Source organism: Pseudomonas hunanensis (genome assembly GCF_013393325.1).
Classification (GTDB): domain Bacteria; phylum Pseudomonadota; class Gammaproteobacteria; order Pseudomonadales; family Pseudomonadaceae; genus Aquipseudomonas; species Aquipseudomonas putida_P.
The window spans coordinates 15,657-37,005 of sequence record NZ_QJRC01000068.1 but is presented as its reverse complement, the minus strand read 5'-3'; the positions used below and the strand labels follow the sequence as shown (position 1 = coordinate 37,005).

Below are 21,349 nucleotides of genomic sequence, written 5' to 3'. Positions count from 1 at the left end.
TGGGCTGCAAAGCAGCCCCAGCAATTGTTGCTCTAACGCCAAAAACGGGGGCTGCTTTGCAGCCCATCGCGACACAAGGCCGCTCCTACAGGGTCCCCCACTATTTTCTAGACCGCATGATCACCGCTCATCTTCCTTCCAGGGCGCCTGCAGGTACCGTGTGCGGTTGAAGGTTTCCAGCCATTCCGGGCAGAACACCACCAGCGCACTGATGACCATGCCGTTGATGAACGCTTCGGGGAACATCATCAGCCACAGGTAGCCGACAAAGTCGCTGAGCCACTCCGGCAGGGCAAAGCGCCCATCCAGCCACAACACCCCCAGCGCCGCAGGCACACAAACCAGCACGGTCAGCGCGGCCGGGAAGAACCCCGAACAGAAGATATAAACGAACAGGTTGCGCGGCTGGGCACGTTCGACCAAGACCGCGCACACTTCGGTAATCAGCACCGGCAAGCCCACCAGCAACAAGCCATTCACCCCCAACGCTGCCAGGTCCTGACGCCCCAACACGAGCAAGCCAAGCTGGGCCATAACCCCGCCCAACACCGCCAGCGGCCAGTCCAGCAACAGGGTGACCGCCGTCATGCCAATGAAGTGGTAAGACACCCCGGTATCGAAATCGCGCCTCACCAGCCACAGTGCGAACAGGCAAAAGACTGTGCCAAACAGCAAATGCTGACGGCGCCGGTCGGTGAACAGCTCAACCCAGCGAACCCGGCTTACCGCCCAGATCAGCAATGGCACATAACCCAGCCAACCAAGGGTAACGGTGGTGCCGGACAACACCTGCGCGCTGATCACCTGACAAATACCCCTATCGATGCTATGGACAATCCCAGTCTACACCCATTCAAATTCAGCATCTTATCGTCATGGTTTAACGGCTAAGCTTGTCTGCATGGATGACTCAGACTACCTGCGCCTGCTTACCATCCAGGCCGAACAAGCCAATGCCTTTCTCTCCAACGCCCGCAAGTGGGAGCGGGAGCGTTGGGTGTGCCAGCGCCTGTTGCAGGGGTTGAACATTCCCTATCGCAGCGAGGACTTCACCCCAGCCGGCCAGGAGCCGCCGGACGTGTTGTTCCGCGACGCGGCCTTCGAGGTATTTTTCGTGCTCGACGAGGGCCGCCGACTGAACGATGAATGGCGCGAAGAGCTGCAGCGCAGGCGCAGTGCGTTTTCCTTGGCGCAGCTGGTGCGGCGTGAAGCACGCCCACGGCGCATCAGTGCCACCGAATTGCTGGGGCGCCTGGCGCCGACCTTGCGCAAGAAGGCGCACAATTACCGGGAACGCGGGCTGGAGCTGAACGAGCTGGACATCATCGCGTTCTCCAGCCTCAAGCGCGAAGTGCTCGACCTCAACACCCACTTCCCGCCGCCCACCGAGTACCTGCGCCAGGGCTGGCGCTCACTGTCGTTGGTCGGGCCAACCTTTGCCCGGGTGCTGTTCGCCCACCCTGACGCGCCAGACTTCCTGCGCGGCAACCTGGGCCGCAGCATCGTCTTCGACGTAGGCATCAGTCTTTGATCCAGTGCAGCGAATGTTTGCGATGGCGTACACTCGGCGCCAGGGATAGAAAGCATTATCATTTGTTTCAAGCGCTTGCGCGAACGCTGTAGCGTTTGCGCAGTCACAAACGTCTACCTGACGAGGCCCACCATGACCAGCCGCCTGAACCCGGAAGATCAGCGTCGTGTCGATGAGTATCTGCGAGCCCCCCAGCACCAAGTCGAGCGCAGGCCCTTCCGGCCGTGGCTGCTCCTTGTGCTGGTGCTGGCCGTGACCATCGGGTTGGGTCTCATCAGCCGCCTGCTGAGTGGACTGGTGCTATGAGCTGCTTCGCGCTCGCCCTTCCCTCGTGCAGTTTGCGGCCGCCCCTCAGGGGCACGAATTCCGTAAACCTTATGAGATATTCCCATGACTCATCGCATCGTGATTGTCGGCGGCGGCGCCGGCGGCCTGGAACTGGCGACCCGCCTGGGTAAAAGCCTGGGCAAGCGCAAGCAGGCCGACATCACCCTGGTCGACGCCAACCTCACGCACATCTGGAAGCCATTGCTGCACGAAGTGGCCGCTGGCTCGCTGAACTCCTCGGAAGACGAACTGAACTACGTGGCCCAGGCCAAGTGGAACCACTTCAATTTCCAGTTGGGGCGCATGAGCGGCCTGGACCGTGAAGGCAAACAGATTCAACTGGCCGCCACCCTCGATGAAGAGGGCCGCGAGCTGTTGCCTGCGCGCACCCTGGGCTACGACACCCTGGTCATCGCCGTGGGTTCCAACACCAACGACTTCGGCACGCTGGGCGCAGCGCAACATTGCCTGTTCCTGGATACCCGCAAGCAGGCCGAGCGCTTCCACCAGCAACTGCTCAACCACTACCTGCGCGCCCACGCCGGCGACGTGGCCAGCGAAAAGATCAGCGTGGCCATTGTCGGCGCCGGCGCCACCGGTGTGGAACTGGCGGCCGAGCTGCACCATGCCGCCCACGAGCTGGCGGCCTATGGCCTGGACCGCATCCAGCCCAAAGACATGCACATCACAATTATCGAGGCCGGCCCGCGCGTACTGCCGGCGCTGCCGGAGCGCATCAGCGTACCGGTGCACAAGACCCTGGAGAAACTCGGGGTGAAGGTGATGACCAACGCCGCGGTCAGTGAAGTGACCGAGGACGGCCTGAAAACCAAGGACGGCGAAGTGATCCAGGCCAGCCTCAAAGTGTGGGCGGCGGGTATCCGTGCGCCAGGCTTCCTCAAGGACATCGATGGCCTGGAAACCAATCGCATCAACCAGCTGGTTGTACGCCCTACCCTGCAAACTACCCGCGACGACAACATCTTCGCCTTCGGTGACTGCGCCGCCTGCCCGCAACCCGGCAGCGACCGCAACGTACCGCCACGGGCCCAGGCTGCGCACCAACAGGCTTCGATGCTGGCGCAAAGCCTGAAGGCGCGGCTGGAGAACAAGGCGCTGCCGACCTACGAGTACAAGGACTACGGCTCGCTGGTGTCGCTGTCGCGCTTCTCGGCGGTGGGCAACCTGATGGGTAACCTGATGGGCAGTGTGAAGCTGGAAGGCTGGCTGGCGCGGATGTTCTACGTGTCGCTGTACCGCATGCACCAGATGGCGTTGTACGGGTTCTTCCGCACGGCGTTGATGATGCTGGGTAGCAAGATTGGCCGGGGTACAGAACCGCGCTTGAAGCTGCACTGACAGTTGTCGGGGGCGCTAAGCGCCCCTCTCGCGGCGCAAGGCCTGCAAGGCAGGCCCAACATTCTGACAGGCAAAGAAAAAGGGCATCTCTTGCGAGATGCCCTTTGTTCATGGTGGGTCGTGTAGGATTCGAACCTACGACCAATTGGTTAAAAGCCAACTGCTCTACCAACTGAGCTAACGACCCAAAAATGGTCGGGGTGAGGGGATTCGAACTCCTGACATCCTGCTCCCAAAGCAGGCGCGCTACCGGACTGCGCTACACCCCGGGTCTTTCAAAAAAAAGGGCATCTCTTTGAGATGCCCTTCTTTACATGGTGGGTCGTGTAGGATTCGAACCTACGACCAATTGGTTAAAAGCCAACTGCTCTACCAACTGAGCTAACGACCCGGAAAATGGTCGGGGTGAGGGGATTCGAACTCCTGACATCCTGCTCCCAAAGCAGGCGCGCTACCGGACTGCGCTACACCCCGAGATTGGCTCCGCGACCTGGACTCGAACCAGGGACCCAATGATTAACAGTCATTTGCTCTACCGACTGAGCTATCGCGGAACTGAACTTCGGTACAACTCCGAAGACTGTGTTCGCTTCGGACTCTTTAGCTGCTTCGCTTTCGCGTTGTCGCTGCTGAGGCCGGCTATTTTACATTCTTCGTTTTGCTTGTCAACCACTTTTTTTCATTCAACTTACTGATTTGTAAGTTGTTTTGCGGTCACCGTTGTTGCTGGTGATTCGCTTAGTGCCTGACAACGCGGCGTATATTAGGGGCACTCTAAATATGATGCAAGCAAAAATTTCAAAAATTTCAGCAAGTTATCCAAAGCGGCCGGAAAGCCCCGGTTTTACTGGGCTGTGCCGGCTTCTTCGCTGGCAAACCCGCCCCTCTCGGTATCCACAGCGCCTGTAAAGAAGCAAAAAAAAGCCCCGCAGGTGCGGGGCTCATGAGGATGCAAATTAGCCAAAGACGATTTCGTCGCCTTCCACCTTGGCGGTAATCGCCGCACCCGGCACAAACTTGCCTGCCAGGATCAGCTGCGCCAATGGGTTTTCGATCCAGCGCTGGATTGCCCGCTTCAGCGGCCGTGCGCCGTATACAGGGTCGTAACCCACGGCAATCAGCTTGTCCAACGCGTCCGGGCTCAAGCTCAGCGACAGTTCGCGCTCCAGCAGACGGCTGCGCAGGCGGCCCAGCTGAATCTCGGTAATGCCGGCGATCTGCTCACGGCCCAGTGGCTCGAACACCACCACTTCGTCGATGCGGTTGATGAACTCCGGACGGAAGTGCGCACCCACCGCATCCATCACCGCCGCACGTTGCGCCTCGCGGTCACCCACCAGCTCCTGAATCTGCGCCGAGCCCAGGTTGGAAGTCATCACGATCACGGTGTTGCGGAAGTCCACGGTGCGCCCATGACTGTCAGTCAGGCGGCCGTCTTCCAGCACCTGCAGCAGTACGTTGAACACATCCGGGTGGGCCTTCTCCACCTCGTCCAGCAGCACCACCGAGTATGGCTTGCGCCGTACAGCCTCGGTCAGGTAGCCGCCCTCTTCATAACCTACATAGCCTGGCGGTGCACCAATCAGGCGAGCCACGGAGTGCTTCTCCATGAACTCGGACATGTCGATGCGCACCATCGCCTCTTCGGTGTCGAACAGGAACTCGGCCAGCGCCTTGCACAGTTCGGTCTTGCCCACGCCGGTAGGGCCGAGGAACAGGAACGAACCACTTGGCCGGTTCGGGTCGGACAGCCCGGCACGCGAGCGGCGCACGGCGTTGGCCACGGCGGTTACCGCCTCACCCTGACCGATCACGCGCTGGTGCAGCAACGCTTCCATCTTCAGCAGCTTCTCACGCTCGCCTTCGAGCATCTTGGCCACGGGAATACCGGTCCACTTCGACACCACTTCGGCAATTTCTTCCTCGGTCACCTTGTTGCGCAGCAACTGGTTCTCGGTCTTGCCGTGCTGGTCGACCATCTGCAGGCTGCGCTCCAAGTCCGGGATCACCCCGTACTGCAGTTCGGCCATGCGGCTCAGGTCGCCTTTGCGACGGGCGGTTTCCAGCTCCTGGCGAGCCTGCTCGATCTTTTGCTGGATCTGCGCCGAGCCCTGCACTTCGGCTTTTTCCGAGGCCCAGATTTCCTCCAGGTCGGAATACTCACGCTCCAGCCGCTCGATTTCCTCGGTCAGCTTCTCCAGGCGTTTTTTTGCCGCTTCGTCTTCTTCTTTCTTCAGCGCCTGCGACTCCACCTTCAACTGGATCAGGCGGCGATCAAGGCGGTCGAGCACTTCCGGCTTGGAGTCGATCTCCATACGGATACGGCTGGCCGCTTCGTCGATCAGGTCAATGGCCTTGTCCGGCAGCTGGCGGTCAGTGATGTAGCGATGGCTGAGCTTGGCCGCAGCGATAATTGCACCGTCGGTGATGGCCACCTTGTGGTGCACTTCATAGCGCTCTTTCAGGCCACGCAGGATAGCGATGGTGTCTTCCTCGCTCGGCTCCTCTACCAGCACCTTCTGGAAACGGCGCTCCAGGGCGGCGTCCTTCTCGATGAACTGGCGATACTCGTTCAGCGTAGTGGCACCGACGCAGTGCAACTCGCCGCGGGCCAGGGCCGGCTTGAGCATGTTGCCGGCGTCCATGGCGCCCTCGCCTTTGCCAGCGCCGACCATGGTGTGCAGTTCGTCGATGAACAGGATGATCTGGCCTTCCTGCTTGGACAGCTCGTTCAGCAGGCCTTTCAGACGCTCTTCGAACTCGCCGCGGTATTTGGCACCGGCAATCAGCGCCCCCATGTCCAGCGCCAGCAGGCGCTTGCCCTTGAGGCCGTCTGGCACTTCACCATTGATGATGCGCTGGGCCAGGCCCTCGGCGATGGCGGTTTTACCCACGCCAGGCTCACCAATCAGCACCGGGTTGTTCTTGGTACGGCGTTGCAGTACCTGCACGGTACGGCGGATTTCATCGTCACGGCCGATCACCGGGTCCAGCTTGCCTTCTTCGGCACGCTTGGTCAGGTCGACGGTGTACTTGTCCAGGGCCTGGCGCGACTCCTCGGCGTTGGCGTCATTCACTGCCGCGCCGCCGCGCAGGTTGTTGATGGCGTTTTCCAAGGCTTTCTTGGTCACGCCCTGGCTCAGCAGCAGTTTGCCGAGTTTGCTGTTCTCGTCCATGGCGGCCAGCAGTACCAGTTCGCTGGAAATGAACTGGTCACCCTTCTGCTGGGCCAGGCGGTCGGCCTGGTTGAGCAGGCGCGCCAGGTCCTGCGACATGTTCACATCGCCGGTGGGGTTCTGGATTTTCGGCAGTTGGTCGAGCTCTTTCACCAGCCCTTGGCGAAGGCTGTTGATGTCGAAGCCTACCTGCATCAGCAGAGGCTTGATGGAGCCGCCCTGTTGTTCAAGCAGCGCCTGTACCAGGTGCACGGGCTCGATGGCAGGGTGGTCCATGCCAACGGCCAGGGACTGGGCATCGGATATTGCAAGTTGCAGCTTGCTGGTCAAACGGTCTATTCGCATGGTGTACCTTCCTTTAAAGGGCAGGTCGGAGCGATGGACAGCGCCTGTTTATGAAGAACCTGCCTGAGATGACCTTATAGATAAGGTTGATTCTGGAAGATTCAAGCGTAGCGGGGTTGACCGAAGTCAACCTGTTGGATTAGCGAGGCTCCAGCCACACCAAGGATGCAAACCGCCCACCCTGCGGGGTACGGCGATAGGAGAAGAACCGCTGATCGCTGACCGTGCAAAAGCCACCGCCATAAACGGCAGTGACGCCACGAGCAGCCAGGCGAATACGCGCCAGCTCATAGATGTCGGCCATCAGCTTGCCCGGACGCTCGCCCTCGACAAACGCCCGGGCGGCTTCTGGATGCACGGCAGTGAAGGCATCGCGCACTTCCAGCCCTACCTCGAACGCCTGCGGGCCAATGGCCGGCCCCAGCCACACCAGCACCTCTTCCGCCGGCAGTGCCAGGCGGTCCAAGGTGGCTTCCAGCACACCGCCAGCCAGCCCACGCCAGCCTGCATGTGCCGCGGCCACACGGGTGCCCGCGCGGTCACAGAACAGCGCAGGCAGGCAATCGGCAGTCATCACGGTGCAGGCAATGCCAGGCTGGTCGGTCCAGCTGGCGTCGGCCTCGGCCACCACGGCTGGGTCGGCAGCCGCCACCACCAGGCCATGTACCTGCTTGAGCCAGGCCGGCTGAATGGCGAACGGGGCGCTGAGGCGACGGCGGTTCTCGGCGACGGCGGCAGGGTCGTCCCCCACGTGGTCGCCAAGGTTGAAGGTTTCATAAGGCGGCAGGCTGACGCCGCCCTGACGGGTGGTGACACAGGCGCGAACCGAGGCCGGGGCCGGCCAGTCGGGGATCAGCAGCGACTGCGCCAGGCCACTCATCCGATGAAGCTCTCGCGGTCCTGGTTCAAAAGCGACAATAACCAGACGAAGTCATCCGGCAGTGGCGACTCCCACTTCATGATTTCACCGGTAATCGGGTGGGCCAAGGCGAGGAAACGCGCATGCAGCGCCTGGCGCGGGAAGGTCTTGACCGCCTCGACCATGGTTGGGCTGGCAGCCGGCGGAATACGGAAGCGCCCGCCGTACGTCTGGTCGCCAACCAGGGGGAAACCTACATGGGCCATGTGCACGCGAATCTGGTGGGTGCGGCCGGTTTCCAGCTTCACTCGTACATGGGTGTGCGAGCGGAAGCGCTTGAGCACACGGTAATGGCTGACCGCCGGCTTGCCGCCGTCGGTTACCGCCATGCGCTGGCGCATGCCGCCATGGCGGCCAATGGGCGCGTCGATCTTGCCACCGGCTGTCACCACACCAATCACGATGCACTCGTAGATACGGCTGACCTTGCGGGCCTGCATCTGCTCGACCAGCTTGGTCTGCGCCTGCAAGGTCTTGGCCACCACCATCAAGCCGGTGGTGTCCTTGTCCAGGCGGTGAACGATACCGGCGCGCGGCACGTTGACGATGTCTGGCACGTGGTGCAGCAGCGCATTGAGCAGCGTACCGCTGGCATGCCCGGCGGCCGGGTGCACGACCAGCCCGGCAGGCTTGTTGATCACCATGATATGGTCGTCTTCGTAGACGATATCCAGTTCGATATCTTCTGCGATCCACTCACCCTGGGCCTCTTGCTCGGCCTCCAAGGCAAGCAGCGAACCGCCATAGACGAGGTCTCGAGGGCGCACGACTGCACCATCGACCGTCAGGCGGCCCTCTTTGATCCACGAAGTTAGCCGCGAACGCGAGTACTCGGCGAACAATTGGGCGGCGACCTGGTCGAGGCGTTGGCCGCCCAGTTCGGACGGTACCTCTGCGCTAAGTTGAATGATCTCGGACATGCTCGATTCGGCGGGCGCACAGCCTTTGGTTTCGGCTGCGAGCTTGTGGTTAAATACGGCTTCTTTTGTCCCGGGGTTGGCCGGGGCGCTCATCATAACAGGACGGCACCGCCCAAGACAGCGGCCGTCAAAGGGACGCAAGCCGCCATGCAAGTGAAACACCTGCTGCTGATCGCCATCCTCGGGCTTACCGCGGCCTGTTCCTCTAATAAAGAGGTCATTGACGAGAACCTCAGCGAGGCCGAGCTGTACCAGCAGGCCCAGGCTGATCTGGACAACTCCAGCTACACCAGCGCCGTGAACAAGCTCAAGGCCCTGGAATCGCGCTACCCGTTCGGCCGCTATGCCGACCAGGCGCAGCTCGAGCTGATCTACGCCAACTACAAGAACTCCGAGCCTGAGGCCGCCAAGTCGGCCGCCGAGCGCTTCATCCGTCTGCACCCGCAGCACCCGAACGTCGATTACGCCTACTACCTCAAGGGCCTGACCTCGTTCGACCAGGACCGTGGCCTGCTGGCGCGCTTCCTGCCACTGGACATGACCAAGCGTGACCCGGGCGCCGCCCGCGACTCGTACAACGAGTTCGCCCAGCTGACCAGTCGCTTCCCCAACAGCCGCTACGCGCCAGACGCCAAGCAGCGCATGATCTACCTGCGCAACCTGCTGGCCTCGTACGAAATCCACGTGGCCGATTACTACCTGAGCCGCCAGGCTTACGTAGCTGCCGCCAACCGGGGCCGCTACGTGGTCGAGAACTTCCAGGAAACCCCATCGGTCGGTGACGGCCTTGCAGTGATGGTCGAGTCGTACCAGAAAATGCACCTGGACGAACTGGCCGCCAGCAGCCTGGAAACCCTCAAGCTCAACTACCCGGACCACCCGAGCCTGGTCGATGGCGAGTTCCAGCCCAAGCAGACCGAGTCTGACGGCCGTGGCTGGCTGTCCAAGGCCACCCTGGGCCTGATCGAGACCGACGCCCCGCTGCCGCCGGGCGAAACCCGCGCCAACCAGGACGTGGTCAAGCAGTTCCAGGACGCGCGTGACGAGATGCCGCAAGAGCTGCTGCCTAAAGACGAAAACGGCGACCCGATCGTGCCGGAAGGCCCGAAAGAGGCCGAGAAAGACCGCTCCTGGTTCAGCTACATGACCTTTGGTCTGTTCGACTGACCCGCAGCGGTAAATGAAAGGGAAGCCTTGGGCCTCCCTTTTTTATTGGCCGCGTCCTAGACTGTCGGCTTCTTCAATCGACAAGCTGGACACCATGGTTCGCCTACTTTTCTGGATTGCCCTGATCGCCGCCGCGTTCTGGCTGTGGCGCAAGTTCAAAGTCAGCCAACAGTCGCACCCCGAGGCGAAGCTGGATGCGCCGCTGAAGATGGTGCGCTGCGCCCATTGCGGTGTGCACCTGCCCAACGACCGGGCACTGCAGCAAGGCAACGATTGGTATTGCAGCCAGGCACACTTGCAGCAAGGCCCTGGCCGCCAGAACTGAACACAAAGCCCGCTGTGGAGCGACCTTGCGTCGCTCCTACACTCGCTACGCATACTCCTGCCGATACTTATCCCTCCCCGACCCTTTCACACCATTTACGACCCCTCCCCCGCCGCCAGCATTGACCCACCCCAGTAAAATTCGCTAAATCCTATTTATCCGCATAAATATGAAAAATAGCGAAATGCTCAAACCCAAACGCAAGCGCCAGAAGCTGTCCGATGTGATCGTCGAATCGGTCAAGCGCTCGATCGTCACCGAAGCGCTGCACCCAGGCGATCGCCTGCCCACCGAACGTGAGCTGATGGAGCATTTCGAGTGTTCCAAGGGCACCGCCCGCGAAGCGCTCAAGGCGTTGGAGGTCGAAGGCCTGGTGAGCACCCGTACCGGGCCGACCGGCGGCGCCTACCTGAACGAAGTGGGCACCGAACCGGCCAGCCGTGCGTTGCGCAACTACCTGCACTTTCAACACCTGGACGGCGAGCAGGTGTACCAGCTGCGCAAAGTCATCGAGGTGGAGCTGGCGGTCTCGGTGATGGGCAAGCTGAGCGAAGCGGACTATGCCGTGCTGCAGGCCAACATCGATTTCTGCAGCGCGCCGGAAGACAGCGAAGAAGGCCAGCGCGAGCAGCGCCTGGCCGAGCTGGAGTTCCACACCTTGCTGGCCGACCGCTGCCCCAACCCGTTGCTGCGTTTCATGGCGGTGTTCCTCAACGACCTGTTGCGCGACCTGGTAGTGCTGAAAAAGGCCTACCTGCCCAAGCGCCAACAGTTCGCCGCCGCCAACATCGACTACCACAAGCAACTGCTGACCGCCCTGCGCGCCAGCGACGAACCCGCTGTACGCCGGCTGATGCACGAACACATGTGCGACGCCGAGCACCACATGACCGCGCTGGAAGGCGAGGTTGCCCGTAACTTCCTGCTGGAGTTCAACCACAACCACTGATGCGCCTGGAAAGAGGCCTGCACACAGGCCCGGCCGTACCCGCTTTGTCATTGCCACTCCTGCCTAATAACCACAACCAAGGAGTTACTCATGCAAAGACGTACCCTGCTCAAGGCAGGCCTTGCCCTGGGTGCCTTAGGTAGCCTCCCCTTGGGGGCGCACCGGGCATTCGCCGACCAACCGTTGACCTTCTATGGGCTCAAGTCCATGTCGGGCGCCTTCGCCAGCTACGGCAAGTACGCCGACATGGGCTCGCGCCTGGCCATTGCCGAGTACCCCCAGCTGCTCGGCCACCCGCTCAAGTACAAAGTCATCGACACCGAAGGCAACGCCGGCAAGGCGGTGCGCAAGGTACAGGAAGCCATCGGCCAGGATGGCGCACGCTTCTTCCAGGGCTGCACCCTGTCCTCCTCGGCACTGGCGGTGTCGAAGGAAATCCACAAAGCCGGCGGCGTGTTCATGACGCCTGTGGGCGCCGACGAAATCACCGGCAAAGACTGCAACGCCTCGACCTTCCGCTGGTCGGTGCCCACCTACGGCGCCATTCGCGAAACCTTGGTGCCGATGATCCGCCAACTACCACAGGCCAAGCGCTGGTACACCATCACCCCGCAATACGTGTTCGGTGACGCGTTGCTGGACAACGCCCGCAAGGTGTTCGCCGAGCTTGGGGTGGAACACATCGGTAACAGCTACCACTCGCTGCAGGAGCAGGAATTCTCTGGCTACCTGACCAACGCCATCGCCGCAAAACCCGACGTGCTGGTGTTGCTCAACTTCGGCAGCCAGGCCTCCAACGCCCTGCGCCAGGCGGTCAACTTCGGCATCAAGGACCGCATGAAAGTGCTGATGGTGTGGTCTGCCGGCCTCGACCAGTTCCAGGAGCTGGGCAGCGACGTGCTCGAGGGCGTGTACCTGGGCGCGCAGTACTGGCACCAGGTCGATACCCCGTTGAACAAGCAGTTGGTCGCCGCCACCCGCAAGGCTTACGGCATCAACCCCAACTACCCACTGGCCGCTGACTACATCGGCACCAAGGTCATGCTCGAGGCCATCGTCAAGGCTGGCAGCCTGGACGGTGCCGCCGTGTCTGCGGCATTGCAGGGCATGCGCTTCCAAGGCCCGACCGGCGAAGAACTGATCCGCCCGGGTGACCATCAGGTGCTCAAGGATTACTACCTGCTGCGCGGCAAGCCCCAGGGGCAGATGCGCGACGAGGACGACCTGGCCGAAGTCATCAGTTCGGGCCGCTCGTTCGTCGAGGTCGACCACACCGGTTGCGCCCTGGCCTGAAGCCGCGGCGTTAGTCACAAACACTTGTACAGGCAGCCGCCTCGCGCGCTGTCGAGGGCACGCTCATGCTCGATTTGTACCTGTTCCAACTGCTCAACGGCCTGGGCCTGGGGATGATCTACTTCCTCATCGCCGTGGGCCTGACGATCATTTTCGGCCTGCTCAACTTCGTCAACTTCGCCCACGGTGCGTTCTTCTTGCTGGGCGCCTACCTGTGCTACACCGCCGTAGCGATAACCGGCAACTTCTGGCTGGCGCTGCTGATTGCGCCGCTGGTAGTGGCCGCACTGGCGTGGGCCGTCGAGCGCCTGTTGATCAAGCGCATCTACCACCTGCCGCACACCTTCCAGATCCTCGTCACCCTCGGCATCGCACTGATCATCCAGGAAGCCTCGGTGCTGATCTGGGGCCCGGTGGGCAAGAACATTGCCGTACCGCCGGAGCTGCGCGGCGTGCTGATCCTCGGTGACTTCATCTACCCCTACTACCGCCTGTTCCTGATCGGCTTCGCCGCGCTGATCGGCGTTGGCTTGTGGTTGCTGCTGGAGCGCACCCGCTTCGGCGCACTGGTGCGCGCGGGTAGCGAAAGCACCGAAACCGTATCGCTGCTGGGCACCAATATCTTTCGCCTGTTCTCCCTGACCTTCGCCCTGGGCGTGGGCCTGGCCGGCGTGGCGGGTGTGCTGTTCGCACCACTACGCGGCGCCCAGCCTTTCGTCGGCCCGGAGATCCTCGGCATTGCCTTCGTGGTGGTGGTGATCGGCGGCATGGGCTCGTTCGGCGGTGCGCTGGTTGGCGGCCTGCTGGTGGGTGTGGTGCAAAGCATGATGACCAGCCTCTGGCCGCAAGGCGCCAGCCTGATGATCTACGGCGCCATGGCCGCAGTGATCCTGGTCCGTCCCTATGGCCTGTTTGGGAGAGCCTGACATGAGCGAGAAAAACCCATTGCCAGTCGCCAAGGGCCGCGCCCCGGCACTGCTGTTGCTGGTGGTTGCCAGCCTGGTGGCGCTGCCGTTGCTGCTGCCTTCGGCCACCCTGGCCACCGAAATCCTGATCTTTGCCCTGGCCGCCCTGGCCTGCAACCTGCTGCTCGGCTACACCGGCCTGCTGTCGTTCGGCCAGGGCATCTTCTTTGGCGTGGGCGCCTATGGCGCGGCGCTGCTGATGATTCACCTGCACTGGGGCATGTTCGCCGCGCTGCTTGGCGCAGCCGTGTTCGGCGCCTTCCTGGCACTGCTGGTGGGCGCATTGGCGATCCGCCGCACGGGCATCTACTTCGTCATGCTGACCCTGGCCTTCAGCCAGATGGCCTATTTCCTGGCTTATACCCTAAGCGGCTGGACCGGCGGCGACAACGGCCTGCTCGATGTGCCCCGGCCCAACATCGAAATCGCCGGCCATGTGCTGGTCGACCTGGCTGACCCTCGGCATTTCTATGTGTTCGTCGCCGTGCTGTTCCTGTTGATTTTCGCCGCTGCCTTGCGGGTGATCCGCTCGCCATTCGGCAGCACCCTGCTGGCTATCCGCGAGAACGAGACCCGCGCTGCCGCCATTGGCTACGACACCCGCCACTTCAAGATCCTGGTGTTCATGCTGTCGGGCGCCATCACCGGCATCGCCGGCGCGCTGTACGCCATGCTGCTGCACTTTGCGCCGCTGTCGAACATCGACCTGATGATGAGCGAGAACATCCTGATCATGACCATCGTCGGCGGCACCGGCTCGTTGTTCGGCTCACTGCTGGGGGCCGGCGCCATCGTGCTGCTGGGTGACGTGCTGTCGGAGCTGTGGCCACGCTGGCTGATGCTGCTGGGGGTCATCCTGATTCTGGTGGTGGTGTTCATGCGGGGCGGCCTGTGGGGTGGACTGGCCGAACTGGGCAAGCGCCTGCTGGCCACCCGCAGTGCCAATGACAAATCCCAGGCCAAGACCAAGGAGACCCTATGATGAGCGACTACCTCCTGGAAACCCGCCAACTGGAGCTGGCCTACGGGCCGTTCAAGGCAGTCGCAGGCGTTGACCTCAAGGTCCGCGCCGGCACCATCCACACCGTCATCGGCCCCAACGGTGCTGGCAAGACCAGCCTGTTCCACTGCTTGACCGGCGAGCGTCAGGCCACGGCGGGCAAGATCCTGTTCAACGGCCAGGACATCATCCGCAAGCCGTCCCACGGGCGGGTGGCGCTGGGCATGGCGCGTTCGTTCCAGCTCACCAGCCTGTTCCAAAACCTGTCCGTGCGCGAAAACCTGCGCTTGGCCGCCCAGGGCCGAGACGGCCTGGGCGCCCTGAATTTCTGGCGCAGTGTGGAGCACAAACGCAGCCACTGGAACACCGCCGACCAGGTGCTGGAACGCCTGAAGCTGAGCGCCCGCGCCGAAACCCTGGCCGGCGAGCTGTCACACGGCCAGCAACGGGTGCTGGAAGTGGGCATGTCGATCTGCGCCAAGCCCACCCTGCTGATGCTCGACGAACCCACCTCGGGCATGGGCATCGACGACATTCCGGTGATGACCGACCTGATCAGCGACCTCGGCCGCGACCACACCGTGCTGCTGATCGAGCACAACATGAGCATCGTCATGTCGATCAGCCAGCGCATCACGGTGATGAGCCACGGCCAGATTCTGGTCGAGGGTACCCCTGAACAGGTGCGCAACGACGAGCGCGTACGCACCGCCTACCTTGGAGAGGCCGCCTGATGCTCAACGTCGATTCGATCCACTCCTATTACGACAAGAGCCATGTGCTCGAAGGTGTCTCGCTCAAGGTTGAAGCAGGCGAACTGGTGACGCTGCTCGGGCGCAATGGTGCCGGCAAGACCACCACCCTGCGCAGCATCCTTGGCATCGTCCGCCCACGGCAGGGGCAGATCAGCTTCAACGGCCAACAGTTGGTCGGCCGTGAAATCTTCGATATCGCCCGGCTTGGTATTGCCCTGGTGCCTGAGCACCGTGGCATCTTCCGCCAGCTCAGTGTGGAAGAGAACCTGAAGATAGCCGTGCGCAAGGCCAGCCGCTGGCAGCTGGAGGACGTCTACAGCATGTTCCCACGGCTCAAGGAGCGGCGCCGCAATGGTGGTTTCGCCCTGTCCGGTGGCGAGCAGCAGATGCTGGCCATCGCCCGCGCCCTGCTCAACGGCCCCAAGCTGCTGATCCTCGACGAACCCACCGAAGGCCTGGCCCCGGTGATCGTCGACGAGTTGGTGAAGATCCTGCGGCGGATCAAGGACGAAGGCCTGTCGATCCTGCTGGTGGAGCAAAACCTGATGGTCTGCGATGCACTCGCCGATCGCCATTACGTGCTTGAACAGGGCCGGGTCGCCTACCAGGGCAGCGCCGCGCAGTTCCGCGAGGACCCAAGCATCAAGAACCGTTACCTGGCCCTGAGCGCCTGAAAGGAGAACGCCCATGAACACCCGCACCGATCCTTCGCAGCACTTGCTTGGCCAAGGTTCACTGGTCAGCCGCGAGCGCCTTTGGCAATCGCTGATGGACCTTGCCCAGCTCGGCGCCACTGCCAAGGGTGGCGTGTGCCGCCTGGCCCTGACCGACCTCGACCGCCAGGCCCGCGACCTGTTCGTACGCTGGTGCGAAGAGGCCGGCTGCACGGTCAGCGTCGACGCCATCGGCAACATCTTTGCCCGTCGCCCCGGCCGCAACCCTGCCCTGCCGCCGGTCATGACCGGTAGCCATATCGATACCCAACCCACCGGCGGCAAGTTCGATGGCTGCTACGGCGTCATGGCAGGCCTTGAGGTGATGCGCACGCTCAACGACCTGAAGCTGACCACCGAAGCCCCACTGGAAGTGGTGGTGTGGACCAACGAAGAAGGCTCGCGCTTCCCGCCCTGCATGATGGGCTCGGGCGTGTTCGCCGGGAAGTTCGGCCTGCAGGAGACCCTGGACAAGGTCGACGAGCAGGGCGTGTCGGTTGGCGCGGAGCTGCAGCGCATCGGTTACGCCGGCCCACGCGTGCCGACCGGGCATGCCGTCGGCGCCTACTTCGAAGCGCATATCGAACAGGGCCCGGTGCTGGAAGACCAGCGCACCACCATTGGCGTGGTTCAGGGCTGTCTGGGACAAAAGTGGTTCGACCTGGTGCTGACCGGCGTCGAGGCACATGCCGGGCCCACCCCCATGCACCTGCGCAAGGACGCCCTGGTCGGCGCCGCCGACGTGGTGGCTGCGGTCAACCGCACGGCCCACGCCCACCAGCCACATGCCTGCGGCACAGTGGGCTGCCTGACCCTGCACCCAGGCTCGCGCAACGTCATCCCAGGCCAGGTGCAGATGACCATCGACCTGCGCCACCTCGACCCCAAGCACCTCGCCGCCATGGTCAGCGAAGTACAGGCCGCCATCGAAAGCAGCACGGCCAAGCACGGGCTGAGCTACACGCTGACCCCGACCGCCGACTTCCCGCCGCTGTATTTCGCCGAGCAGTGCGTGGACGCCGTGCGCCAGGGCGCGCGCGAGCTGGGCTTGAGCCACATGGATATCGTCAGCGGCGCCGGCCACGATGCCATCTTCCTCGCCGAGCTGGGCCCGGCCGGGATGATCTTCGTGCCGTGCGAGGGCGGCATCAGCCACAACGAAATCGAAAATGCCGCACCGCAGGACCTGGCCGACGGCTGTGACGTACTGTTGCGCGCCATGTTCCAGGCCGCCAACCCGGGAGCCCGTTGAGATGACCCAGAAAACCGCGATTGGCGAGTTCACTGCCGCCGAACTGCTCGAGCTGTACCAGCGCCGCCAACTGTCCCCAGTCGAGGTAGTCGACGATGTGCTGGCGCGCATCGACCTGCACAACCCGGCAGTCAACGCCTACTGCCATGTCGACGGCGAAGGGGCCCGCGCCGCCGCCCGCGCCAGCGAACAGCGCTGGCAACGTGGCGAGCCCTGTGGCCGGCTGGATGGCATACCCGCTTCGATCAAGGACCTGACCCTGACCCGAGGCATGCCCACCCGCAAAGGCTCGCGCACCACCTCGGGCGCCGGGCCGTGGGACATCGATGCGCCCTTCTCCGCGTTCATGCGTGAGGCCGGGGCGGTGCTGGTGGGCAAGACCACCACGCCGGAGTTCGGCTGGAAAGGGGTAACAGACAATCCGCTGTACGGCATCACCCGCAACCCCTGGGATACCAGGCTGACTGCCGGCGGCTCGTCGGGTGGTGCCGCAGCAGCCGCGGCGCTGAACCTGGGTGTGCTGCACCAGGGCAGCGATGCCGGTGGCTCGATTCGTATTCCCTGCGCCTTTACCGGCACCTTCGGCATCAAGCCAACCTTCGGCTATGTGCCGCAGTGGCCAGCCAGCGCCATGACCGTGCTGTCGCACTTGGGGCCAATGACGCGCACCGTGGACGACGCGGTGCTGATGCTCGATTGTGTCGCTCGCCCCGATGCCCGTGATGGCCTGGCCGGTGCACCACGGCAGACACCGTGGCTGGGCCAGCAGCAAGACCTGAGCGGCCTGCGCATCGCCTACAGCGCGAATTTCGGTTACGTGCAGGTCGACCCGCAGGTCCAGGCGCTGGTGGCACAAGCGGTGCAACGCCTGGCGCGGCTGGGTGCGCAGGTAGAGGAAGTGGACCCTGGCTTCAGCGACCCGCTGGAAACCTTCAACACCTTGTGGTTCGCCGGCGCGGCCCGCCTGGCCGGCGCGCTCAGCGAAGAGCAACGGGCGCTGCTGGACCCTGGGCTGCGCTGGATTGCCGAGCAAGGGGCGCAGATCAACCTGCGCGAATACACCCAGGCGCTTGAAGCGCGGGCAGCGTTGATAGCGAAGATGAATGCCTTCCACCAGCGCTATGACGTGCTGCTATCCCCCATGCTGCCGCTGGTGGCATTCGAGGCTGGGCACAACGTGCCGCCTGGGTCGGGGATGGCGCAGTGGATGGAGTGGACGCCGTTCAGCTACCCCTTCAACCTGACGCAACAGCCGGCGGCTTCGGTGCCTTGCGGGTTTACCCGCGAAGGGTTGCCGGTGGGCCTGCAGGTGGTGGCCGGGCGCTTCGCCGATGAGCAGGTGCTGCGGGTGTGCAAGGTGTATGAACAGCATTACCCAAGCCGGCACTTGCAGGCTCCTATTACCGGTTGAGCGCTCTAACAGGCTCGCTGGCCCTTTCGCGGGTAAACCCGCTCCCACAGGGATCACACGGTTTTCAAACCTGTGCTGCACCTGTGGGAGCGGGTTTACCCGCGAAGAAGCCCTCAGCCCAAACGACCTTCTGGCGCATAAGGCGCCGGGTCGATAATCGGCTCGGCCCCGGTCAGCAAGTCGGTAAACAATTGGCACGAAGCCGGTGCCAGCACCAGCCCATTACGGTAATGCCCGCAGTTCAGCCACAACCCCGCATGCCCCGGCACCGGCCCGATATACGGAATACCTTCCGGAGAGCCCGGCCGCAGCCCCGCCCAGTGCGCCACCACCGTGGCCCCCTCAAGCTCAGGCAACAACTCCACCGCCGATGCCTTCAGGCTGTCCAGCGCATCCCCGGTCGGGGTCTTGTCATAACCGGCATGCTCCAGCGTACTGCCCACCAGAATGTGCCCATCACGCCGTGGGATCGCATAGCGCCCCTTGGCCAGCACCATACTCGGCAAGAAGTCGTCGGCGCACTTGAACAGGATCATCTGGCCCTTCACCGGCTCTACCGGCAGTTCGAGGCCAAGGGTACGCAGCAGGTCACCACTCCAGGCGCCAGCGCTGAGCACCACTTCATCCGCCACCAGCACGCCGTCGGCGGTCTGCACCCCGGTCACGCGCCCGTCCTGCTGCACGAAACCGGTGATCTGGCAGTGTTCGCGCAAGGTCACGTTAGGCAGCGCCAGCAGCGCCGCCTTCAGCGATTTGACCAACCGTGGGTTGCGCACATTGGCCACCCCAGCCATGTAGATGGCGCGCTTGAAGCCCGGGCCCAGCACCGGCACCGCGTCATAGGCCGCCGAGATATCCACGGCGCTAAGCGGTCGCTGCTCGCGCTCGGCCCAGGCCAACGCTTCGGCCTCGTCGTCCAGATCGAGCCAGTACAGCCCAGTGGTGTGCACTTCGGGGTCGACGCCGGTGCTGGCGAACAAGCGCTCGCCCAGCTGTGGATAAAAGTCTTGCGACCAGTGCGCCAGGGCGGTCACCGCCGGGCTGTAGCGCCATGGGTACAACGGCGAAACAATGCCACCGCCAGCCCAGGACGACTCGCGGCCAACCTCGCCCTGATCACACACCACCACCTGGCCGACCTTTGCCGCCAGGTTGAACGCCGTCAGCAGGCCAATCACCCCGCCGCCGACCACCACTACTTGCTTGTTCATCTGTCGATCCAACACCTGAAGTAAAACCGCGATGCACCGGGCATCATTCAACCTTCAGCTTCCCCAGCAGTGCTCGCTGCCACCAACGGCACCGGGGTTGCTGCGCGCGCCAGCCTGGTCGAGCTGGAAATCGCCACAGCCATCCTGTGCCATCAGCCCATTCGGCAGCCGCCGGGCGTGCAGCGTGAAGGTGTCGCTGCCGCGCTGGGCCTGCAGGCTGTAGTAGCGGGTACCGTCGGGCAAGGCCGGGTCGCCCTCGGCATACTCGCCGGTGCGCACGCGGTGGCGCTCCAGACGCAGGGCGGCATCATGCAGCAGGCCAACCACTTCGCTGCGCGCGGCTCGCCGAAGCTGGTCGCTGTAACTGGGGTAGGCAATGGCTGCCAGAATGCCGGTCACGGCCAGCACAATCAACAACTCGATCAGGCTCAAGCCTTGCTGCATGTCAGTCTCCTCTGAGTCTTTGTCGCCAGGCCATGCGTTGCATCTTGTCGTCGGCCACGGCGTAGACGGCTTCCAGTACCTGTCGTGACTGGGTTTGTTTGCTCACGGCGGTTATCCGAAACAGGGTGGCCTGCGCGCGCTTACTCGGGCCAAGATTCTGCAGGTGGAAATAGCCCTCTTGCGTGCTGTGCCACTGCCCGGCCAGGTCGTGCGGTCGAGCTGGCGGCATGCACGCGGAACACGGATCAGGAGGTGCACGCTTGATCTCGGCCTCCCCTGCTTGCAAGGTGGCCTCCGCTTCTTCGAGCGCCAGCAGACCATCGCGCAGGTGACCGGCCATTCGCGTTTCCACCAAGGCATCACTCAGGGCTGAGGCCGCCAGCAAGCCGAGCAGCAGGCTCAGTACCAACGCCAACAGCAGCACGACACCGCGTTGACGCTTCATGGCCCCGGCACCGAGTTGCGCAGCGCCACGCTAAGCTCATGGCGCTGTTCGAGTTTGAGCGTGGGCTCGTACAACGTGAGCGCGATATCCACTCTCACTCCTTCGGGTGTTTGCACACGTTCGAAGCGCGCCTCTCGTACATTCTCGACCAGCGGCTGAAAGCTTCTTCCTCGCTTGAACTTCAGTTGGTTGCCCTGGAGCTGGTAGACGTATCTGCTGATAGGAAACGCCAGTGGATAGCCCTCTTTGGGATCCACATCCACGCTCACTTTCTCGATGCAGTCTGTGTGCAAGAGCCAGTCAGACTTGCCAGCCTGTCCGGGCAACTCCGCTACAACCAGGCTGAGGGTAGTGGAATCAACTTCCAATGGTCGGGCGAAAGCCAACTGTGAGCCCGGGGCGTTGAAGTCGCCTGGACCGAGCTGAAGACAGCCAAACATCCCCGTCATGCGGATGTCCTGCGCCATACGCAGTAATGCCTGACGTGCTTCATCCTGCATACGCACTGCCGTGCTTTGCAGGCGCCAAGCCTGGTGTGCGGAGGTAAAGAGCTGGCTGGCCGCCGCCAGCAGCAGCAACCCGATGGCCAGTGCCATCACAACTTCAAGCAAACCGAACCCAATCTGGCGGCGCCTCATCGCCGCCTCCGCTCAAGCTCGCTATGCGCCGCCATCGCCGCCTGCCCATCACGGCGTGCGCTTTCCGTCGCCTGCAATGCCTGCAACTGCATCGCTGCGGTTGCGAACATGCCCACGGCCACAACCGCGACAGCCAACAGCACTTCCAGGAGCGTCATGCCCCGTTGCCTTACGTGCATCCTTGCACCTCCCGTGACTTTTCCT

At 63.0% G+C, this 21,349-nt stretch carries 22 protein-coding genes and 5 tRNA genes; 13 read left to right on the top strand and 14 right to left on the bottom strand.

The features are described 5' to 3' along the window. Positions 1–120 precede the first annotated feature (120 nt). On the bottom strand, positions 121–804 hold the full coding sequence (locus DM807_RS03485; protein WP_012270391.1) for an energy-coupling factor ABC transporter permease: 684 nt from the start codon (positions 802–804) through the stop codon (positions 121–123). 97 nt (positions 805–901) lie between these two features. Between DM807_RS03485 and DM807_RS03480 the strand changes: the two genes are divergently transcribed. From DM807_RS03480 to DM807_RS03470, 3 genes are all read left to right on the top strand, one after another. Then, positions 902–1,531, top strand: a complete 630-nt coding sequence (locus DM807_RS03480) for a DUF1780 domain-containing protein (protein WP_003247546.1) — start codon at positions 902–904, stop codon at positions 1,529–1,531. A 132-nt stretch (positions 1,532–1,663) separates the two neighbouring features. Next, positions 1,664–1,837: a DUF3094 domain-containing protein gene (locus tag DM807_RS03475; protein ID WP_008091951.1), complete on the top strand. Its 174-nt coding sequence runs from the start codon at positions 1,664–1,666 to the stop codon at positions 1,835–1,837. Between the two features lie 84 nt (positions 1,838–1,921). Further along, on the top strand, positions 1,922–3,217 hold the full coding sequence (locus DM807_RS03470) for an NAD(P)/FAD-dependent oxidoreductase (protein ID WP_179027053.1): 1,296 nt from the start codon (positions 1,922–1,924) through the stop codon (positions 3,215–3,217). Positions 3,218–3,328: 111 nt separating this feature from the next. Here the strand turns inward: DM807_RS03470 and DM807_RS03465 are convergent. From DM807_RS03465 to rluD, 8 genes are all read right to left on the bottom strand, one after another. After that, a tRNA-Lys gene (locus DM807_RS03465) sits at positions 3,329–3,404 on the bottom strand. A gap of 5 nt (positions 3,405–3,409) precedes the next feature. Next, a tRNA-Pro gene (locus tag DM807_RS03460) sits at positions 3,410–3,486 on the bottom strand. Positions 3,487–3,532: 46 nt separating this feature from the next. Continuing rightward, positions 3,533–3,608 (bottom strand) — tRNA-Lys (locus DM807_RS03455). A gap of 6 nt (positions 3,609–3,614) precedes the next feature. Then, positions 3,615–3,691 (bottom strand) — tRNA-Pro (locus DM807_RS03450). A gap of 4 nt (positions 3,692–3,695) precedes the next feature. Further along, positions 3,696–3,771, bottom strand: a tRNA-Asn gene (locus DM807_RS03445). A 402-nt stretch (positions 3,772–4,173) separates the two neighbouring features. Then, complete coding sequence (clpB, locus tag DM807_RS03440) at positions 4,174–6,738, bottom strand: ATP-dependent chaperone ClpB (protein WP_012270389.1); 2,565 nt, start codon at positions 6,736–6,738, stop codon at positions 4,174–4,176. Between the two features lie 139 nt (positions 6,739–6,877). Beyond that, entirely contained in the window at positions 6,878–7,618 is a 741-nt protein-coding gene (pgeF, locus tag DM807_RS03435; RefSeq protein ID WP_060494322.1) for a peptidoglycan editing factor PgeF, read from the bottom strand. Beyond that, the gene (gene rluD / locus DM807_RS03430; RefSeq protein ID WP_041166635.1) at positions 7,615–8,577 is read right to left on the bottom strand and encodes a 23S rRNA pseudouridine(1911/1915/1917) synthase RluD; all 963 of its coding nucleotides are present in this window, start codon (positions 8,575–8,577) and stop codon (positions 7,615–7,617) included. The genes pgeF and rluD overlap by 4 nt, the downstream gene beginning before the upstream one ends. A gap of 147 nt (positions 8,578–8,724) precedes the next feature. On the opposite strand from rluD, the gene DM807_RS03425 reads away from it, so the two are divergent. The 10 genes from DM807_RS03425 to DM807_RS03380 all read left to right on the top strand — a co-directional run bounded on the left by DM807_RS03425 (position 8,725) and on the right by DM807_RS03380 (position 18,407). Further along, positions 8,725–9,744, top strand: coding sequence for an outer membrane protein assembly factor BamD (locus DM807_RS03425; protein WP_012270386.1), 1,020 nt, complete (start codon positions 8,725–8,727; stop codon positions 9,742–9,744). 94 nt (positions 9,745–9,838) lie between these two features. Next, a complete protein-coding gene (locus DM807_RS03420) occupies positions 9,839–10,069 on the top strand; it encodes a PP0621 family protein (protein WP_012270385.1) in 231 nt (76 codons plus the stop codon). Positions 10,070–10,253: 184 nt separating this feature from the next. Next, a complete protein-coding gene (locus DM807_RS03415; protein ID WP_060494323.1) occupies positions 10,254–11,018 on the top strand; it encodes a FadR/GntR family transcriptional regulator in 765 nt (254 codons plus the stop codon). A 90-nt stretch (positions 11,019–11,108) separates the two neighbouring features. Further along, the gene (locus tag DM807_RS03410) at positions 11,109–12,311 is read left to right on the top strand and encodes an ABC transporter substrate-binding protein (protein WP_012270383.1); all 1,203 of its coding nucleotides are present in this window, start codon (positions 11,109–11,111) and stop codon (positions 12,309–12,311) included. A 65-nt stretch (positions 12,312–12,376) separates the two neighbouring features. Beyond that, on the top strand, positions 12,377–13,237 hold the full coding sequence (locus DM807_RS03405) for a branched-chain amino acid ABC transporter permease (RefSeq protein ID WP_012270382.1): 861 nt from the start codon (positions 12,377–12,379) through the stop codon (positions 13,235–13,237). A 1-nt stretch (position 13,238) separates the two neighbouring features. Then, the gene (locus DM807_RS03400; RefSeq protein WP_179027052.1) at positions 13,239–14,258 is read left to right on the top strand and encodes a branched-chain amino acid ABC transporter permease; all 1,020 of its coding nucleotides are present in this window, start codon (positions 13,239–13,241) and stop codon (positions 14,256–14,258) included. Continuing rightward, positions 14,258–15,010: an ABC transporter ATP-binding protein gene (locus tag DM807_RS03395; protein WP_041166365.1), complete on the top strand. Its 753-nt coding sequence runs from the start codon at positions 14,258–14,260 to the stop codon at positions 15,008–15,010. The genes DM807_RS03400 and DM807_RS03395 overlap by 1 nt, the downstream gene beginning before the upstream one ends. After that, positions 15,010–15,705 (top strand): ABC transporter ATP-binding protein, encoded by a 696-nt coding sequence (locus tag DM807_RS03390; protein ID WP_012051120.1) that lies wholly within the window; start codon positions 15,010–15,012, stop codon positions 15,703–15,705. Before DM807_RS03395 ends, DM807_RS03390 begins: the two co-directional genes overlap by 1 nt. Before the next feature lie 13 nt (positions 15,706–15,718). Further along, positions 15,719–16,996: a Zn-dependent hydrolase gene (locus DM807_RS03385; RefSeq protein WP_244964999.1), complete on the top strand. Its 1,278-nt coding sequence runs from the start codon at positions 15,719–15,721 to the stop codon at positions 16,994–16,996. 1 nt (position 16,997) lies between these two features. Further along, a complete protein-coding gene (locus tag DM807_RS03380; RefSeq protein WP_179027051.1) occupies positions 16,998–18,407 on the top strand; it encodes an amidase in 1,410 nt (469 codons plus the stop codon). A 113-nt stretch (positions 18,408–18,520) separates the two neighbouring features. On the opposite strand, the gene thiO is transcribed toward DM807_RS03380, so the two are convergent. Genes thiO through DM807_RS03355 form a run of 5 tightly spaced genes read right to left on the bottom strand, consistent with a single transcriptional unit; the run spans position 18,521 to position 21,324 of the window. After that, positions 18,521–19,618 (bottom strand): glycine oxidase ThiO, encoded by a 1,098-nt coding sequence (gene thiO, locus DM807_RS03375; RefSeq protein ID WP_060494523.1) that lies wholly within the window; start codon positions 19,616–19,618, stop codon positions 18,521–18,523. A gap of 54 nt (positions 19,619–19,672) precedes the next feature. Next, the gene (locus DM807_RS03370; protein ID WP_012270376.1) at positions 19,673–20,062 is read right to left on the bottom strand and encodes a type IV pilin protein; all 390 of its coding nucleotides are present in this window, start codon (positions 20,060–20,062) and stop codon (positions 19,673–19,675) included. 1 nt (position 20,063) lies between these two features. Beyond that, positions 20,064–20,507 (bottom strand): hypothetical protein, encoded by a 444-nt coding sequence (locus DM807_RS03365; protein ID WP_012270375.1) that lies wholly within the window; start codon positions 20,505–20,507, stop codon positions 20,064–20,066. After that, complete coding sequence (locus DM807_RS03360) at positions 20,504–21,145, bottom strand: PilW family protein (RefSeq protein ID WP_012270374.1); 642 nt, start codon at positions 21,143–21,145, stop codon at positions 20,504–20,506. Before DM807_RS03360 ends, DM807_RS03365 begins: the two co-directional genes overlap by 4 nt. Continuing rightward, positions 21,142–21,324 (bottom strand): prepilin-type N-terminal cleavage/methylation domain-containing protein, encoded by a 183-nt coding sequence (locus DM807_RS03355; protein ID WP_060515778.1) that lies wholly within the window; start codon positions 21,322–21,324, stop codon positions 21,142–21,144. Before DM807_RS03355 ends, DM807_RS03360 begins: the two co-directional genes overlap by 4 nt. Between the last annotated feature and the right edge of the window lie 25 nt (positions 21,325–21,349).